This is a genomic window from Paraburkholderia fungorum, from assembly GCF_003610895.1.
Classification (GTDB): Bacteria; Pseudomonadota; Gammaproteobacteria; order Burkholderiales; family Burkholderiaceae; genus Paraburkholderia; species Paraburkholderia fungorum_B.
Genome location: NZ_MCAS01000007.1, coordinates 37,071 through 53,027 on the forward strand (window position 1 = coordinate 37,071; position 15,957 = coordinate 53,027).

The 15,957-nt window shown below is 59.4% G+C and carries 15 protein-coding genes; 9 read left to right on the forward strand and 6 right to left on the reverse strand.

Annotated features, from left to right (window positions below; all coding sequences use genetic code 11):
• Window positions 1-1,029, forward strand: a complete 1,029-nt coding sequence (doeB, locus tag BCY88_RS08440) for a N(2)-acetyl-L-2,4-diaminobutanoate deacetylase DoeB (protein WP_120343816.1) — start codon at window positions 1-3, stop codon at window positions 1,027-1,029.
• A gap of 1 nt (window position 1,030) precedes the next feature.
• Complete coding sequence (locus tag BCY88_RS08445; RefSeq protein WP_120343817.1) at window positions 1,031-1,525, forward strand: Lrp/AsnC family transcriptional regulator; 495 nt, start codon at window positions 1,031-1,033, stop codon at window positions 1,523-1,525.
• Between the two features lie 11 nt (window positions 1,526-1,536).
• Here BCY88_RS08445 and BCY88_RS08450 read toward each other — a convergent pair whose 3' ends face one another.
• From BCY88_RS08450 to BCY88_RS08465, 4 genes are all read right to left on the reverse strand, one after another.
• Window positions 1,537-2,592, reverse strand: coding sequence for a threonine aldolase family protein (locus BCY88_RS08450; RefSeq protein ID WP_120343818.1), 1,056 nt, complete (start codon window positions 2,590-2,592; stop codon window positions 1,537-1,539).
• On the reverse strand, window positions 2,589-3,872 hold the full coding sequence (locus tag BCY88_RS08455; protein ID WP_259461283.1) for a dicarboxylate/amino acid:cation symporter: 1,284 nt from the start codon (window positions 3,870-3,872) through the stop codon (window positions 2,589-2,591). The genes BCY88_RS08450 and BCY88_RS08455 overlap by 4 nt, the downstream gene beginning before the upstream one ends.
• Before the next feature lie 53 nt (window positions 3,873-3,925).
• On the reverse strand, window positions 3,926-4,603 hold the full coding sequence (locus tag BCY88_RS08460; RefSeq protein ID WP_120343820.1) for a GntR family transcriptional regulator: 678 nt from the start codon (window positions 4,601-4,603) through the stop codon (window positions 3,926-3,928).
• Between the two features lie 144 nt (window positions 4,604-4,747).
• Window positions 4,748-5,398, reverse strand: a complete 651-nt coding sequence (locus BCY88_RS08465; RefSeq protein WP_183081314.1) for a helix-turn-helix domain-containing protein — start codon at window positions 5,396-5,398, stop codon at window positions 4,748-4,750.
• Between the two features lie 348 nt (window positions 5,399-5,746).
• Between BCY88_RS08465 and BCY88_RS08470 the strand changes: the two genes are divergently transcribed.
• On the forward strand, window positions 5,747-6,955 hold the full coding sequence (locus BCY88_RS08470) for an alpha/beta hydrolase family protein (RefSeq protein WP_120343822.1): 1,209 nt from the start codon (window positions 5,747-5,749) through the stop codon (window positions 6,953-6,955).
• 248 nt (window positions 6,956-7,203) lie between these two features.
• Window positions 7,204-8,394: an NAD(P)/FAD-dependent oxidoreductase gene (locus tag BCY88_RS08475; protein ID WP_120343823.1), complete on the forward strand. Its 1,191-nt coding sequence runs from the start codon at window positions 7,204-7,206 to the stop codon at window positions 8,392-8,394.
• A gap of 117 nt (window positions 8,395-8,511) precedes the next feature.
• On the opposite strand, the gene BCY88_RS08480 is transcribed toward BCY88_RS08475, so the two are convergent.
• Together BCY88_RS08480 and BCY88_RS08485 are read right to left on the reverse strand one after the other, a co-directional pair.
• The gene (locus BCY88_RS08480) at window positions 8,512-9,675 is read right to left on the reverse strand and encodes an NAD(P)/FAD-dependent oxidoreductase (protein ID WP_183081315.1); all 1,164 of its coding nucleotides are present in this window, start codon (window positions 9,673-9,675) and stop codon (window positions 8,512-8,514) included.
• Window positions 9,676-9,837: 162 nt separating this feature from the next.
• A complete protein-coding gene (locus tag BCY88_RS08485; protein WP_259461284.1) occupies window positions 9,838-10,830 on the reverse strand; it encodes a LysR substrate-binding domain-containing protein in 993 nt (330 codons plus the stop codon).
• 101 nt (window positions 10,831-10,931) lie between these two features.
• Here BCY88_RS08485 and metC point away from each other — a divergent pair, with 101 nt between their 5' ends.
• The 5 genes from metC to BCY88_RS08510 all read left to right on the forward strand — a co-directional run bounded on the left by metC (window position 10,932) and on the right by BCY88_RS08510 (window position 15,951).
• Window positions 10,932-12,095 carry a cystathionine beta-lyase gene (metC, locus tag BCY88_RS08490; RefSeq protein ID WP_120343825.1) on the forward strand — a complete coding sequence of 388 codons (1,164 nt, stop codon included), beginning with the start codon at window positions 10,932-10,934 and terminating at the stop codon, window positions 12,093-12,095.
• Between the two features lie 39 nt (window positions 12,096-12,134).
• Entirely contained in the window at window positions 12,135-12,974 is an 840-nt protein-coding gene (locus BCY88_RS08495; RefSeq protein ID WP_120343826.1) for an ABC transporter substrate-binding protein, read from the forward strand.
• Window positions 12,975-12,976: 2 nt separating this feature from the next.
• A complete protein-coding gene (locus BCY88_RS08500) occupies window positions 12,977-13,627 on the forward strand; it encodes an amino acid ABC transporter permease (protein ID WP_120343827.1) in 651 nt (216 codons plus the stop codon).
• The gene (locus BCY88_RS08505; protein WP_120343828.1) at window positions 13,624-14,394 is read left to right on the forward strand and encodes an amino acid ABC transporter ATP-binding protein; all 771 of its coding nucleotides are present in this window, start codon (window positions 13,624-13,626) and stop codon (window positions 14,392-14,394) included. Before BCY88_RS08500 ends, BCY88_RS08505 begins: the two co-directional genes overlap by 4 nt.
• Window positions 14,395-14,604: 210 nt before the next feature.
• Window positions 14,605-15,951 carry an MFS transporter gene (locus BCY88_RS08510; protein WP_120343829.1) on the forward strand — a complete coding sequence of 449 codons (1,347 nt, stop codon included), beginning with the start codon at window positions 14,605-14,607 and terminating at the stop codon, window positions 15,949-15,951.
• The last annotated feature ends 6 nt before the right edge of the window (window positions 15,952-15,957 follow it).

Genomic DNA, 15,957 nt, shown 5'->3' on the forward strand with positions numbered 1-15,957 from the left:
ATGCGGGCTTCCACGATTTGTCCCACGGTGGACTTCGACGCCGACGGAGAACAGCACGGTTTTCTCAAACTGCCATATTCCCGTGACGATTCCGCATGGGGCGCGGTGATGATCCCGATCACCGTGCTCAAGCGCGGCGACGGACCGACGGTGCTTCTGACAGGCGGCAATCACGGCGATGAATATGAAGGACCGATCGCGCTGTCCAAGCTCGCTTCCACCCTTCAGGCAGGCGACATCACCGGCCGCGTGATCGTGGTTCCATTCATGAATTTCCCGGCCTTTCAGGCGGGCACGCGAACTTCTCCGATCGATGCGGGCAATCTGAACCGCAGTTTTCCGGGCAAGCCCGATGGCACCGTGACGGAACGTATCGCCGATTATTTTCAGCGGCATCTGCTGCCGCTTGCCGACTATGTGCTGGATATTCATGCGGGCGGCCGCACGCTGGATTTCGTCCCGTTCGCGGCGGTCCACGAATTGAGTGACGCGCAACAGCAGACACGCTGCGAAGCGGCGATGCGCGCCTTCGGCGCCCCCTATTCGATGCGTATGCTCGAACAGGACAGCGTCGGCATGTTCGACAGCGCCGTGGAGGAAGCGGGCAAGGTGTTCGTATCGACCGAATTGGGCGGGGGCGGATCGGCGACGGCCGCGAGCGTCGCGGTCGCGGAGCGCGGCATATACGGTCTGCTCGCGCATGCTGGCGTACTCGAGCGTGACACGCTCGGTGGCGACGAAACCGGACGCACTACCACGCTGCTGGATATGCCGGACAGCACGTGCTACATCACGAGCGAACACGCTGGTCTGCTCGAAATGTGGCGTGATTTAGGCGATGTCGTGCAGGAAGGCGAGTTGCTTGCGCGTGTGCACGACGCGACGCGCACCGGTGCGGCGGCGATCGAATACCGCGCACGCCGTGGCGGGCTGCTCGCGGCGCGCCATTTTCCGGGGCGCGTGCAGATTGGCGACACGGTGGCTGTCGTCGCCGATATCGTCGAGCGCAATGTTCCGGTGGTGATCTAAGTTGATCAAACTCGACCGCTACGACATCGCGATCCTGAGCATCCTTGCGCGAGATGGACGCATTACCAAGTCGCGGCTCGCCGAAGAAGTCAATCTGTCGATTTCTCCCGCCTGGGAGCGGGTGCGCAAACTCGAGGAAAGCGGCGTCATCAGAGGGTACCGTGCGGAACTCGACTGGACCGGCGTGATGGCGGCCAGCCGCATTGTCGTGGAAGTTACGTTGGCCAGACATACGGCGCACGACATGCGGCGTTTTGAGGAACGGGTGCAGGCGGCGCCCGAAGTAGTGCAGTGCTATGCGACAGGCGGCGGCGTGGACTATGTGCTGCATGTGCTTACGCGCGATATCGATCACTACCAGCGTTTCATCGACGCGTTGCTGATAGATGAGTTGGGTATCGAGCGCTACTTCACCTACATCGTTACCAAGGTCGTGAAGAATTTGCCGGACGGCGTTCCCGGGTGGGTTCAAAAAGCTTCTGACGATGTGCCTTGAATCGCACCTGTTCAGGTGTTGCCCAGATCGTCGCGAATCGCCGTATCGCGACTGAGCCCTTCGAACGCCTCGCTGACCGCATCGATTGCCGCATCGTCAATGTGCCGATGAACGACGAGACGCACCGCGTACGGACCGCTCGCGCGGATCGCGATGCCTTGATCTGCGAGCCGCCGCACATAGTCCTCCGCCTGCCCGCCCGGTATCCCCAGCCGAAGAATATTGGTTTGCGGCGGATGCGGGTCGGTCTCCACTCCCACGCTATTCTGCAGGCGCTCCCAAAGCAGCAGCGTACGCCGGTGATCTTCCACGAGCCTCGCGGGCATTGTTCGTAGTGCGACCAAACCGGCGGCGGCCATAATTCCCGCTTGTCTCAGTCCGCCACCAAGGGTTCGTCGAAAGGTTCGCGCGCGCCCGATGAATTCGCGAGAGCCGAGCAATATCGAACCCATCGGAGCGCTGAGCCCCTTTGATAGGCAAAACGTGACGCTGTCGCCATGCTGCGCAATATTGCTTACATCGGTCTCCAGAGCGACGGCCGCGTTGAATAGACGTGCTCCGTCAAGATGGACCGCAGCGCCTCGCTCATGCGCCATGCCGGCGATCTGCGCCAGATAGTCGAGCCCCTGCACGCATCCCCCAGCGGCATTGTGGCTTGTCTCAATCGCCACCATCGCAGTCGGCTCCCCGTAGCGCGAGTACCCGCCGCGGACGGTATCGCGCAGCATGTCGAGATCCATTTCCCCGCGATGTGACGGAATCGTGCGGCAGAACAGGCCTGCGAGGCGCGAGACACCTCCGCCTTCGGAGTTGGCCATATGGGCCTGCTGATCGAGCACGGCCTCACCGCCGCGATGTGCGTGGACGAGCGTGGCAATGGCATTGCCCATCGTGCCGCTGCATACGAAGAGCGCTTCCTCTTTACCCAGCAAGCTTGCTGCTTCCTGTTCCAGCGTGTGGACAGTGGGGTCGCCTTCCAGCGTATCGTCGCCGAGCGACGCGTTGCGCATCGCGTCCCACATCGCTTCAGTGGGATGTGTCACCGTATCGCTGCGCAGATCGATCATGCAAGTCCCCTGGGTGTGGCGGTTCCGCTCTCCGGTGCGTCTGGCTCGGCCGTACGCTCGGTGGCGGGGTGTTCATACGCGACATGGGCCAGCTTCATCACTAACTTGACGGCTACTGTGTTGCTATAGACGTTGATCGCAGTGCGACCCATGTCGAGAAACGCATCGACGCCGGCGATGATCGCGAGGGCTTCGACCGGAACCCCGATCGTGCTCAGCACCATCGCGACCGCCACGAGGCCGCCCGACGGTACATTCGCACTGCCCTTGCTCGCGAGCGTGGTGACGATCACGATGGACAGCAGCGTGTGCCAGTCGAGTGGAATCCGGTACGCATCCGCCAGAAAACCGACTGCGAGCGCAAAGTACATGATCGAACCGTCGCGATTGAACGCGTAGCCGAGCGGCAGCACCACCGATGCGACGGCTTTCGGCACGCCCATTTTGACGAGCTTTTCCATATGCACCGGCAGACTCGCTTCCGACGAGCGGGTCGCAAACGCCAGCAGTACGGGCTCGCTGATCTGGCGGCTCACTTGCAGCGGACTCTCGCCGATCACCTTCAGGACGATAGCGAAAAGCACGAGAAGCACCGCCAGGCCGAGGTACATCACACCCACCAGCTTGACGAGCGAAAGCAGCGTCGCGAGTCCCTGGGTGGCGAACAGCCACGAGATGATCGCGAAAATAGCGATCGGCGAGAGCGAAATGATCCAGTGAGTCACCTTGAAGACGGCGCCCATCAGCGCGTCGAGTACATCGATCAACGGCTTTGCGCGATTGCCCAGCGAGGCGAGCGCGAGTCCGAGAAGCACGGCGAAAAACAGCACCGGCAAAAGATTGCCGCCGGACATCGCGACCACGATGTTGCTCGGAATCATGTCGAGAAAGAACTTCGTCCAGTCCACGCTGGTCGCGATCACCTTGCCGGGTTTAGCCGCTGCGGCAAGGTTAGCGCCGAGGCCAGGATGAAACAGCGCGTTGAGCGCCAGACCGATAAAAATAGAGAGCACCGTCGCCACAAAGAAGTAGCCCAGGCTGATCGCCGATACCCGTCCGAGCGAGCGCGCCTGATTGCCCATCTGATAGATGCCGAGCGTAATCGCTGTGAATACGAGCGGCACGACGATCATCTTGATCGCCTGCACGAACGCCGTTCCGATCGGCTCGAGCGCCGCAGCGAAATGCGGAAACAGAAACCCGACAACACACCCCAGCACAAGCCCGAGGAGCATCTGGACAGGCAAAGGGATTTTTCGACGACCGTGCTGCGATTGCATGGTGATTCTCCCGGAACAGCGTGACGGCAGGTGTTAAGTGAGTGCGAGAGGGGTTACGCCCGCTCTTCGCCCAGGTGTGCAAGGAACTTCAGGCGAATCTGCATTGCCCGCTCAAGGTGCCCATAGACGAGCCGGCGCGCCTGCTCGCCATCGCCGGCCTGGATGGCCGCGCAAATCTCAAGGTGTTCGAGCACGGCCTCTTTTGTCCGCTCGACGCTATAGCGTTCGACGCGCCGCAGCGCGAGCCCGCTTTGAGCACGCAAGTTCTGGTAGGTTTGCCGCAGGCGTTGATTGTCGGCACATTCGAACATGGCATCGTGGAATGTCCATCCGACTGTTTGCGCCTCATCAACGTCGAGTGCCTCTCCTGCCGCCACGCCCGCTGCAAGCGCCTGCAGCCGCGCGGCCGCGTCATCGAGCGAAGCGCATGAGCCATGACGGGCTGCGAGGAACGCTGCCATTCCCTCCAGCGCGATTCGCATTTCATGAATTTCGCGCAGGTCGCTTACCGACATCTCTCGCACGAACGTGCCGCGCATCGGCACGATTTCGAGCAAGCCGTCGCGCGCAAGCCATTTAACCGCCTCGCGAATCGGCGTGCGGCCGACCTGAAGCCGTTCTGCGAGGCTGCGTTCGGAAAGCGCTTCGCCGGGGCGAAGCGAGCCATCGACGATCAATGCGCGCAGGCGGTCATACGGCTCGTCGGATTCACTGGTTTGTGTCTGGTTCATAGCTGGTATACCAGCATGGCAAAAACCGTCCTGCAAGGATTTTTTTAATCTTTTTCAGTTTCTGTGACGGATGGTGCCGCTCAGGGATGACACAGCGGTGCCGACGGCCCACGGGCCGAAACAGCGCGAATCTACGGGACAGGGTCAGAATTTGACGGTGGCGTCCTGAGTCGTCAGCACCAGAAGAACTTCGGTCACGTCAGGCAGCGGGGTGACGTACGCGTGAGGCGTGGAACTGTCGAAGAGGGCGCTTTCTCCGCAGGAAAGCGTAACCGGTTCCTTGTCCTTCACGTGCAATTCAAGGACACCCTTGAGCACGTAGCAAAACTCCGTTCCTTCATGACCCGCGAGTCCGCCTGCATCGCCAAGGTCGGTGGCATACACGCGCAGAAGCAGGCTAACAATTCCACTGGCGTTTCTTTGATGCAGGACGGAGTAGCCGTACGGTATGTCGGCGAGGCGGGTAGTAGCGGTGCTGTCGAGGCGGGAAATACTGATTGCCGAAGGCGCCCGGGGCGATGTGGTGAGGATGTCCTGCCATTTGAAACCCAGACCTTCGACGATCTTGTACAGCATGCCGAAGGTGGGCGACATCTTGTTGGTTTCGATGCGCGACAGCGTTGCCTCCGGGACGCCGGTCATACGGCTCGCGTCGGTAAGCGAGAACTCCCGGGATTTTCTGAGTTGTCTCAGGCGCCGGCCGAGTTCTTCGGCGGGAATGCGCGCAGCAGATCTCTTTTTCGACGGCGCCGGGAGGGCCGAGAGAATGGACGCCGTGCGTGATTTCTGGGTCATGAATAGTCCTGAGAGCATGTCTTTGGCAGATGGCGGCGCGACGGTTGTGCAACGGCAGTTGCCTCGGCACCGATCCTGTTTTTACATATATGTACAGAAAAATATCATTTAAAACATAAGCTTGCAAGAAAAATGGCAAATTTCGTTTGCTGAGCTATCGCAAATTGTTTAAAGTGGTTTGCGGGGTTGAGTTGATTCGCGTGCCAGTTGGCAGGTCACGCTTGATGTACGGCTTCGCCACCCTCGTGCATAGCGAGGCGAAGCCCAATTGTTCGTGCCGATGTGAGTTCGGCACGGTCGGCGCACGACCCTGTTTTTACATATATGTAAATTTTAGGAGTGAAAATCGTGGATACAAAAGTGACTTCACAAGGGCGTTATCAGAAGGAAGGTTGGGTGCAATGGCCGGGCGAGCCGGAACTGAGCTTTCAATTCGCGCGCACGCTTGGTGGTGCACAGGAAGGCGCTAGCCTCATCAGCGAGTGTTTCTTTGCCGCCTCGCGCATGACTCCGGGCGACACTGAGAGCTGGTATCGCGAATGGCAGGCTCTGGCACAAACCAGTGAGCGGCGCGCAATTGATGCGTTCGAACGGGCCTGTTTCCGGACCGCCAGCAGCAACTGGCTGCGTGCGGCCAATTACTATCGTTCGTCCGAGTTCTATCTCGGGCACGACGATCTCAGGCGTTTGGATACATTCAACAGCGTCGAGCGTTGCTCGCATCGCTATCTCGCTGGCCTGACGCCGGCAGGGGAGGTCGTGAAAGTCCCGTACGAAAACGGTGCGCATCTCGATGCCTATTTCATTCCGTGCGCCGGGAAAGAGGTACGTTCGCCAGTCGTGATCGCGTTTGGCGGCCTTGACGAGTACAAGGATGAACTGCTGCATGAAATGCCGAAGCATGCACTGACGCGTGGCATGTCTTTGCTACTGGTGGATTTGCCGGGGCAGGGCGCCACGTTACGCCGGCAGAAGATCGTCAACCGCCCCGATACGGAGGTGCCGGTAGGCGCCTGTGTCGATTACCTGCTGACACGCGCCGACGTCGATCCGAGGAAAATCGGTTTGTATGGCGCAAGCGTCGGCGGGGTCTATGCCGCGCGTGCGGCTTCGTTTGAAAAGCGTATTGTCGCGGCGGTTTCCGACTCCGTTATGTTCGACATGTCCTCATTGTTCGCTGGCTGGCTCAATGCACCTGACAAGCTGATCTGGGGACATCTGAAATGGGTGTTCGGCTGCGCCACGCCGGAAGACGTGGTGGAAAAGGCCAGAGTGTTCAGCCTCGAGGGCGTCATCGACAAGATCACCGTGCCCTATCTGGTGCTGCAGGGCACGGAGGATTGGCTCGGTCTGAAGACGGCGACCGACACCTACGACTATGCAAAGGCGCACGGCGTGAAAGCGGAGCTCAAACTGTTCGACCCGGATGAGACAGGGGCCGCGCATTGCCAGGTCGACAATCCGACCTTGGGTCAGGAATTTATCTGCGACTGGCTCGCGACTCAATTGGGCGTCGATCAGGGCGCAGTGCGATCGCGCGTGCAGGCTTTGGCTTGAAGTGAGTTGACGCCGGCGCGCCTGATATTGCGTGCCGGCGCTGACAGAAAGGCCGCAGACGTTCGAGGAAACCGAACAGGAGTCGCGTGAGTAATCATCGCTGTTCACTCGCCACGAATTGAGCAAGAATAACGGCTGTTCGTTCACATTCTGCGAGTGCATTTTTGCCACTCGCCGCGCGATCGGCGGAACTGCCACACGTTCAGTTCACCGTAGCTTGCTGACTCATTATTCTCTGCGGAAATTCAATGAACCAAAGATCTCCCCGTATTGCCGTTGTAGGGGCAGGCGTCATCGGTTTGTCGGTGGCACGTTCGCTTGCTTTGCTCGGTGCGCAAGTGTCGCTCTTCGAGCGCTCGCATCTGGGTTCGGGTACAAGCAGTACGACCTTCGCGTGGATTAACTCGAACGGAAAGAATCCTGAAAGTTACCACGCGCTTAACTGCGCAGGCATGGCGGAACACGTCACGCTGCAAGATGGCAGCCCCACTGAAGCCCGCTGGCTGGATGTGTGCGGCACCTTTGAATGGGCGGTCAGTCCGGTTCAACAGGAGCGGCTTGGCGCTCGCGTGCAATCGCTGAGATCGTTGGGTTACCCAGTGCAAGACGTTTCGCGCGCCGCCTTGCAGCAACGCATCCCTGAATTGCGCATCGATCCGCGTAGCGGGGATATCTGGCATTTTCCCACGGAGGCGTTGGTCTCTCCGTCGGTATTGATGGCGCGCCTTTGGTCGGAGGCACGAAGCCATGGCGCGGTTTTGCGCGAGCATATCGGCGTGGTCGATGTCGCGGAAACGCCGGACGGCATAACGCTGCAGCTATCGACTAACGAGCGCTGGGAGGGCGACTATTGTGTCCTCGCGACTGGACGCTGGACGCCCGAACTTATCTCGAGCCTGGGCGTGTCGTTGGCCATGATTGATGCCAACCGGCCCGACAAGCGTGCATGCGGTTTCCTTGCTTCCACCACGGCGCAATTCATTCAACTACGCGCCAACATTATTAGCCCGGATATGAACGTGCGTCCCGACGGCGGTGGGCGCTTGCTGCTGCAAGCCCCCGACCTGGACGATCGGGCAGACCCCGCGTATCAGGCCGCGGTGGACGGATTCATTGGTCAGGAGATGCTGACGCGTTTGCGTCGTCTATTTTGCAACACTGACTATGCGCGGATCGAGCGGCTCGCGGTCGGTCAGCGTTCGCGTCCTGCCGATGGGCTCCCCGCCGTGGGTTTCGTAACGAAACAGCAACGCGCGTACGTTGTCGCCACGCATAGTGGCATGACACTTGGCCCTTTGCTCGGACGGCTGGTTGCGGAGGAGTTGATACATCAACGCAGAGACGGCTTGCTCAACGACTATTCACCCGACCGCCTCATCAACCGTGATTCCAGGGATTTCTCGCCAATCTCGACCATCCACTATCCGGCGGAGCAGTAGTCGGAATAGGTGTATGAAGAGGAGAAACGTGTCTGCCTAACGATTAGGTGGACACGTGAACACGATCGATGGCGCGATTGCTCAGGATACGGAAGCGTTCGACACGCGTGCAAAAAACTAGGAGTAAAAGCGCAGTGGGCGGAACTCCTGCAATTGGGCAGTCTCAACCCCGTCGAGAACCTCAATCGACAGTAACTGCCCTATCGCCGGTGCCGACGTCATACCGCTGTGCATTGCCGCTACGTGTACATTTTTGTACTTTCTGCCACGCCCCATGATCGGATACTCGTCCCTTGGCATGACTCGATATCCCAGCGTCATATAGTCGAGCTCAATGCCCCGGGTGCTCGGGAGAACCTTCGTTACGTACTCCAGCAGTTTGGCTCCGAGTTCTGGCGTCGGCGTAAGCGACCCGGTGTCACCAAAATTTGAGCCTGTTACGATCCGGCCGTCCGGATTCTGTTTGATATCGGCACCTGAGGGCATCAGCACCTGATTAACCAGCGGCGGCATGGGTTTGCTATGAGCCAGAATCCCCCTCGATGTCCGCAACGGTACGGGAATCTCCGCTTGTGCGCCCAGACGGGTGCAGTCGTTACCGGCCGCGATCACAATATGATCCGCCGGGAAATTGCCCCGATCCGTTGTCACGCCCGTCGCTTTTGCATCCTTGAAGTTCAGGTTGGACACGTTCGCTTTCACCAGCTTGACGCCCGCTTTCACGCCGGCCTCAACCAGTGCGAGCGTCGCTGCGACCGGATCCAGCGTGCCGTCAATCGTCGAATGCCAACCGGCGCCGAAGTCTCCCGGTACGACCCCGGGCACCAACTTCAACAGATCGTCGCGAGTGATGTTCTCAATGGGATACCCCCACGGTTGGTGAACGGCTGTCGTGTAGTTGAGGTTGTCGATCTGCTTCTGATCGGGGCCGCACCAGGCGATTCCGCCACCCCATTGAATCTGCAGAGACGGTCCGATCTCCAGCTGCAAGCGGCGCCATCCAAGGATTCCCTCGTAGTTCAGCGCATAGTAAGAAAGCGGCGTCTTGTTGTTGGCGTTGATCCAGGCGAATGAATTGCGCGTTGTACCGGACGCCGGCGCTTCTTTCTCCAGCAGCGTGACATCGGCGCCACGTTTGGCGAGATGGTACGCAATCGATGCGCCCATGACGCCGCTGCCAATGACGATGACTTTGTCATCGGTTCGAGCGGCCATGCTGATCGTAGGCAGCGCGCCTACGAGAGGGGCTGCCAGAAAAGGGAAAAACTCTCTGCGGTTCATATGTCGTCTCCTCTTCGCTTTTTGAAGTGATAGCTGTGCTAACGGCTCTTCAAACATTGCGTGCCTCACACGCAATAAAGCTTAAGGCTTCCTTGACGCGAACCCAGTCTGTCCAAAATTAACTCTATAACTCCCGGTTATGCATTTTCCTGATTGCAAGCGCTAACGGCTTCTTGCCGTACGCCCACTCGCCGGGCGGCGACTACGCTTGCGAGTGGCGAGTTCGTCCCTCTCCTGTTCCGCAACGTTTAGCGCCAGTTTGAGCGCCTTCTGGTCACGATCGAGCTGCATTCTCATGTGCCGCATGAACTGCCGCGCGGTTTCCGTGAGTGGCGTACCCGGGCGAAACACGAGTACGCCCGAGAACATGGCTTCGACATCAATCGGCTTCACGACGAGCCCCCGCTGCGCGAAGTCCAGCGTCACGATCGGATGCGCGATGCCTATACCGACTCCGGCGAGCGCCAGCTCGCATACCGTATGTGAATAAGGCGTTTCGACGACAGGCTTGAGGCGTATTTCACGTGCTGTGAGCTGTGTTTCCAGGCGAAGTCTGGTGCTGTCTTCAGGATTCAGCGCAATGAAGGGAAAGGCAGGCAGGTCCGCGACAGCGATGAAGGGGCGCGCGGCCAGCGGGTGATGCCGGTTCATCACCGCCACCCCCGGCATACGCACGAATTCCGAGTGCTCCAGGCCGGCCATCGACATTTCGTCTGACATCAGACCGAAATCCACCTGGCCCGCCGAGACTTTCTCGTGCACTTCGCGTGAGCTCATTACCTGTAGCGATATCTGCACGTTTCTGGACGGGGCATCGAACGCTGCGATGACGCGGGGCAGAAAACCGGTGCCCAGGGCCGGCAGACAGGCGATCGCCATTCGCCCCAATCCGTAGGATCGCAAACTACGGATTCGATGTTCGATGACCTCGAATCCGCGGAAGTACTGATCGACCTCACGCATCAGGGCAACGGCTTCCTGGGTGGGAACGAGCCGGCTGCGTACCCGCTCGAACAGCGCGAAGTCCGCCATGGTTTCCAGGCGTCTGATGGACTGGCTCACAGCCGGTTGCGAAATGCCGAGCAGCGCGGCCGCTTTGCTCGTGCTTCCCGCCGTCATAACTGCCCGAAATACCTCGATATCGCGAATTCTCATAACGTGGACTTATTGACCTAATTATTTCCGATGTTGATGGAATCCAGGGCGAAAGTAAACTGTGCTCATCGATTCATCACCAGGCAACCAACGAGAGCATGATGACAAGTACTACCCAGAAAATGCCGCAGCCGTTTCGCAGCCTCTCGCCCGCCGTCGTGCGGGCATCCACCGTCGTATTCGATTCCCTCGCCGAATTTACGCGCCGCAAGGAGCGGCAACCGGACGGTTACAGCTATGGCATCACGGGCACTCCGACGGCCCGCCAACTGGAACATCGCATCGCGGAACTCGAAGGAGGAGCACATTGCGTGGTGACACCCTCCGGACAGTCCGCGTTGATGACGACCGTCATGGGTTTCGTGCGCGGCGGCGATCACCTGCTCGTATCGGCTGCCTGCTACGGTGCGCTAAAGACGTTCGCGCATAATTGGCTGGCGCATTTCAACGTCGAGGTCGAGTTGTATCCGCCGGCAATCGGGGCAGAGATCGAGAAGCGCATCAAGTCCAATACGCGCATGATCTGCCTGGAGTCGCCGGGCACGGTGACGATGGAGATGCCGGACATTCCGGCGATTGTCGAAGTCGCGAAACGTCATGGCGTAATGACGATGATGGACAACACCTGGGGAAGTCCGCTCGCCTTCAAGCCGCTCGAGCACGGTGTGGACTTCAGCATCGAGGCGGCAACGAAATTTTTCGGCGGGCATTCGGATCTGCTGGTGGGCTGTATCAGCATGAACGACGCGGGTTACTACGCGACCGTGCGCGAGACGCAGAGCATTCTCGGCCAGCAGACGAGCCCCGACGATTGCTTCCTCGTGATGCGCGGTCTGGAGACCCTGAAAGTCCGTTTCGCCGCCCAGAGTGCCGCGACGCTGCAGATCGCGAGGGAGCTGGAACGCCACCCGGAAGTAAGCAAGGTGCTGTTCCCGGCACTACCGTCCGACGCGGGCCACGCGATCTGGAAACGGGACTTTTCGAGCAGCGGCTGTCTCTTCTCACTGATTCTTCAGCCAGCACGCGAGGTCGCATTCAACGCCTTCTTCGACGCGCTCCAACATTTCGCTATTGGCGCGAGCTGGGGAGGCGTGCATAGCCTCGCTGCTTACTATCCGGCGCCGTTGCAGGCCGAACGCGCGTTTCCGCTTACCGACCAGCCCATCGTACGTCTTTCGATCGGACTGGAGGATCCCGCGATGCTGCTTGCGGACCTGAACGCCGGTCTCGATGCATTCAAACGAACCCGTGCGACTGCCACGTAATATTTTTTCGCTTAACTTACCTGAATTAGCGAGTACAAGATGAAAACAATCAATGGATGGGGACGCGCTTTCACGCTAGTGAGTTTCGTGGCGCTTTGCGCGGCAATCAGCTCACCCGCAACGGTGCAAGCGGCGGACCTGCTTGCACAGGCGAAGGCAAACGGCACGCTGCGCATCGCCAATACGCAGAGCAGTCCGCCATGGAGCATGCTTGACGAGAACAACAAGCCGGTTGGCTATGACGTCGCGATTGCAAAGGAAGTCGGCAAGCGCATTGGCGTGCCGAATGTCGTATTCGTCGCTGATTCGTTCAAGAACTTCGTGGAAGGGTTGAAGACCGGTAAGTACGATCTCGTGATGAACGATCTCACGCCCACGCCGGAACGTGAGCGGCAGGTGGATTTCGGTGACCCGTACGGCGTGGAGGATTTCCGCATTTTCGTCTCTGCCGGCAACACGGATATCAAGGGCAAGGACACGCTTAAAGGCAAGCGAGTAGGCGTGGCTACCGGCTCCAGCAATGAAACATGGGCATTGGCACACCTTAAGGATTCCGATATTCGTTCATACGACAACGGGGGACTTGTCTTCAACGATCTCGGTAGCGGGCGCATCGACGCGGTGATCATTTCTCACTTCGGCGGCATGAAATACGCCAACGTCAACCACTTGCCCGTGAAGGAAGTGGGCGAACCCTTGATCTATCAGCTTTCGGCGCCGGCTATGGAAAAAGGCCAGCCGGCCCTGCGTGCGGCTGTCAACAAGGCGGTCGCGGAAATGATGGCTGACGGAACGATTCAGGCCATCGCGAAGAAGTGGGTGGGGCGCGATTACGATATGGTCGGCACGATCGCCAAAGCCAAGGCACAGAAGGAGTAGTCATGATCGAACTTTTCATCCGCTCGCTGCCGCTGTTGAAGAGCGCGGTGCTGATGACACTCTTCCTCGGGTTATCGTCGTTCGTGCTGGGTTCGACGCTGGGCTTGCTCGTCGCGCTGGCCCGCATCTCGAGTATCGGTGTACTGCGCGTGTTCGCATTCGCGTACGTATCCATCTTTCGCGGCACGCCGCTGCTCGTGCAGATCCTGCTTATTTATTTCGGATTGCCGCGTTACGGTTTGACGCTTGACCCGGTTCCTGCCGCGCTCCTCGCGCTGACGCTGTTTTCGGCCGCGTACCTGAGCGAGAACTTTCGTTCCGGCATCAATGCGGTGGACCGGGGGCAGTGGGAAGCCGCGATGTCGCTGGGTATGAGTTACTGGAAGGCCATGTCGCGGGTCATCCTCCCTCAGGGTCTACGCATCGCAATTCCGCCCGTTGGCAGCCGCATGATTGCACTGATCAAAGACACGTCCCTGGCCTCGACCATTACGGTGGTAGAACTGACCCGCGTGGCCGACCAGGTGGGCGCATCCACCTTCCGCTACATGGAAATGTTCCTGATGGTCGGTCTCATCTACTGGGGCATCAACCAGATTCTCACGATAGTCCAGACGGTCCTCGAGAATCGCTTGTCGAGGCGTTTTGTATGAATACGGATATCAGTACGATTGAAGTCCGAAGTCTGTCAAAGACTTTCGGCGATAACCCGGTGTTGCGCGGCGTCGATTTCAGCGTATCGAAAGGCGAAGTTGTCGTTGTGATGGGGCCGTCCGGATCGGGCAAGACCACGCTGCTGCGCTCACTGAATTTCCTCGAGATGCCGGATGCCGGCACGGTGACGGTGTGCGGCATCGATGTCGAATGTAATGGCTCGTCGAAACCGTCGCGCGTGCAACAGAAGAAGATACGCGCGATCCGGCAGCGCACGGCAATGGTGTTTCAGTCCTTCAATCTCTTTCCGCACAGGACGGCACTGGAAAACGTGATGGAAGGTCCGGTCAGCGTCAAGGGCGTCCCCCGCGCTCAGGCGTCGGAACGCGCAATGCGTCTGCTGACTCAGGTTGGCCTGGCCGCGAAAGCCAATGAGTACCCTGCGCGGCTGTCTGGCGGCCAGAAGCAGCGCGTGGCGATCGCGCGGGCGCTTGCGATGGATCCGGAGGTCATATTCTTCGACGAACCCACCTCCGCTCTCGATCCGGCGCTGCGAGAGGATGTCCTGACGGTCATGCGCGACGTCGCCAGACAGGGCATGACCATGCTGATCGTCACGCACGAAGTGCGGTTTGCACGAGACGTTGCGGATCGGGTGGTTTTCATGGACGGCGGCGTGGTTGCCGAGGACACGACACCGCAAGCCTTCTTTGGTGAGGGGAGCAGTGCGCGCGTCAGGCAGTTCCTCCATCTGATCGAGACCTGAGCCCTGCGTCTTGAGCCCTGAGAACGCCGTGACACATCGTCCCGGCGTTCTCATTACTGCAACCGGTCGCTCCAGTACCGCTTCGCGGCAGCTATCGCGGTGCGCATCCGGGTTCACTCAAAATCAAGACATCGGTTCATCTGCGGACAAATCGGCTGACTGGACAAAATTGATACTGGCGGCACCAAAGCAAAATCATCCGGGTCCCCCATGTCATCCAGTCCTCGTTCCCGACGGCCCTATGTGTTCGTTTCGGCCTTCCTCGGCACCGCCATCGAGCAATACGATTTCCTGCTATACGGCACCGCGTCGGCACTCGTTTTCAACAGGATTTTCTTCCCCAACCTAGATCCGCTTGCCGGCACGATCGCCGCACTTGGCACGTATGCGGCAGGGTACTTTGCGCGTGGTGCAGGTGCGCTGATCTGCGGACACTTCGGGGATCGCATCGGGCGCAAGACGTTGTTGTTGACCACGCTGCTGGTGATGGGCATCGCGTCCACGCTGGTGGGCTGTTTGCCGACCTACGCGTCGATCGGGATCTGGGCGCCCATCCTGCTGACGTCGCTGCGCGTGTTGCAGGGTTTTGCCATCGGTGGCGAGCAAAGCGGGGCGATCGTGCTGGGCGTCGAGAGCGCGCCGGTGCATCGGCGCGGGCTGTATGGGAGCTGGAGCAATTCGGGGAGCTATGGGGGCGCGCTATTGTCGACCGGGGCGCTGCTGTTGACGTCGCGCTTGCCGGAGCAGGACTTTCTCAGCTGGGGCTGGCGTCTTCCCTTTCTGTTCAGCGCGGTGCTGGTCGTGATTGGTCTGGTAGGGCGCGCGAGATTGCCGGAGACGCGTGAATTCACGCAGTTGAAGGCGACTGCATCCGTCGCCCGATTTCCGTTACGTGATCTGTTACGCGATCACCGCCGCCAGGTCGTAATCGTGTTTATGGCGAGGCTAGGGGAGATCACGTGGTCCGTGTTTGTTCTGCTGTTCTCCGTCGCTTACGTGACCGTGCAACTCAAGGTGCCGCGGTCCGTGGTTCTCACCGCCATCATGGCGGGCGCCGCAAGCGCGGTGTTCACTGTGCCGTTGCTCGCGGCGTTGTCTGATCGGATCGGACGCAAACCCCTCTATCTTCTTGGACTCCTTACGTGCGCGGTTTATGTGTGGCCATATTTTCATATGCTCGATACACGTAATCCGGTGATCATCACGCTTGCTATCGTGATTGCGCTTGGTATCGTGCATCCATTGATGTATGGACCGCAAGGTGGCTTCTTCGCTGACATGTTCGATGTGCGAGTGCGCTTCTCCGGTGTATCCATCGGTGCTATCGGCGCGGTGGTCGGCGGCGGGATCAATCCTGTGATCTGTTCATCGCTGCTGGCACATCGCGGCGGCGATCCATTCAGTGTCGCGCTCTACATCACGATCAGCGCATTGATTGCCGCATGTTTTGTTGCACTCGCTCCGCGCGGATCGAGGGAGCGCAACGCGTCGCATGCAGCCGTTCTCGCGGGCAATCTCGCGGGCAATGAAACGCCCGCACAAGGGAATCATCCGTAGAGATTC

What these genes read in the sequence shown, in the direction of transcription:
- BCY88_RS08495 (WP_120343826.1), top strand. Translation starts at nt 12,135, where the DNA reads ATGAAAACAATCAATGGATGGGGACGCGCTTTCACGCTAGTGAGTTTC.
- BCY88_RS08505 (WP_120343828.1), top strand. Translation starts at nt 13,624, where the DNA reads ATGAATACGGATATCAGTACGATTGAAGTCCGAAGTCTGTCAAAGACT.
- BCY88_RS08500 (WP_120343827.1), top strand. Translation starts at nt 12,977, where the DNA reads ATGATCGAACTTTTCATCCGCTCGCTGCCGCTGTTGAAGAGCGCGGTG.
- BCY88_RS08510 (WP_120343829.1), top strand. Translation starts at nt 14,605, where the DNA reads ATGTCATCCAGTCCTCGTTCCCGACGGCCCTATGTGTTCGTTTCGGCC.
- metC (WP_120343825.1), top strand. Translation starts at nt 10,932, where the DNA reads ATGACAAGTACTACCCAGAAAATGCCGCAGCCGTTTCGCAGCCTCTCG.
- BCY88_RS08475 (WP_120343823.1), top strand. Translation starts at nt 7,204, where the DNA reads ATGAACCAAAGATCTCCCCGTATTGCCGTTGTAGGGGCAGGCGTCATC.
- BCY88_RS08485 (WP_259461284.1), bottom strand. Translation starts at nt 10,830, where the DNA reads ATGAGAATTCGCGATATCGAGGTATTTCGGGCAGTTATGACGGCGGGA.
- BCY88_RS08450 (WP_120343818.1), bottom strand. Translation starts at nt 2,592, where the DNA reads ATGATCGATCTGCGCAGCGATACGGTGACACATCCCACTGAAGCGATG.
- doeB (WP_120343816.1), top strand. Translation starts at nt 1, where the DNA reads ATGCGGGCTTCCACGATTTGTCCCACGGTGGACTTCGACGCCGACGGA.
- BCY88_RS08455 (WP_259461283.1), bottom strand. Translation starts at nt 3,872, where the DNA reads ATGCAATCGCAGCACGGTCGTCGAAAAATCCCTTTGCCTGTCCAGATG.
- BCY88_RS08460 (WP_120343820.1), bottom strand. Translation starts at nt 4,603, where the DNA reads ATGAACCAGACACAAACCAGTGAATCCGACGAGCCGTATGACCGCCTG.
- BCY88_RS08465 (WP_183081314.1), bottom strand. Translation starts at nt 5,398, where the DNA reads ATGACCCAGAAATCACGCACGGCGTCCATTCTCTCGGCCCTCCCGGCG.
- BCY88_RS08480 (WP_183081315.1), bottom strand. Translation starts at nt 9,675, where the DNA reads ATGAACCGCAGAGAGTTTTTCCCTTTTCTGGCAGCCCCTCTCGTAGGC.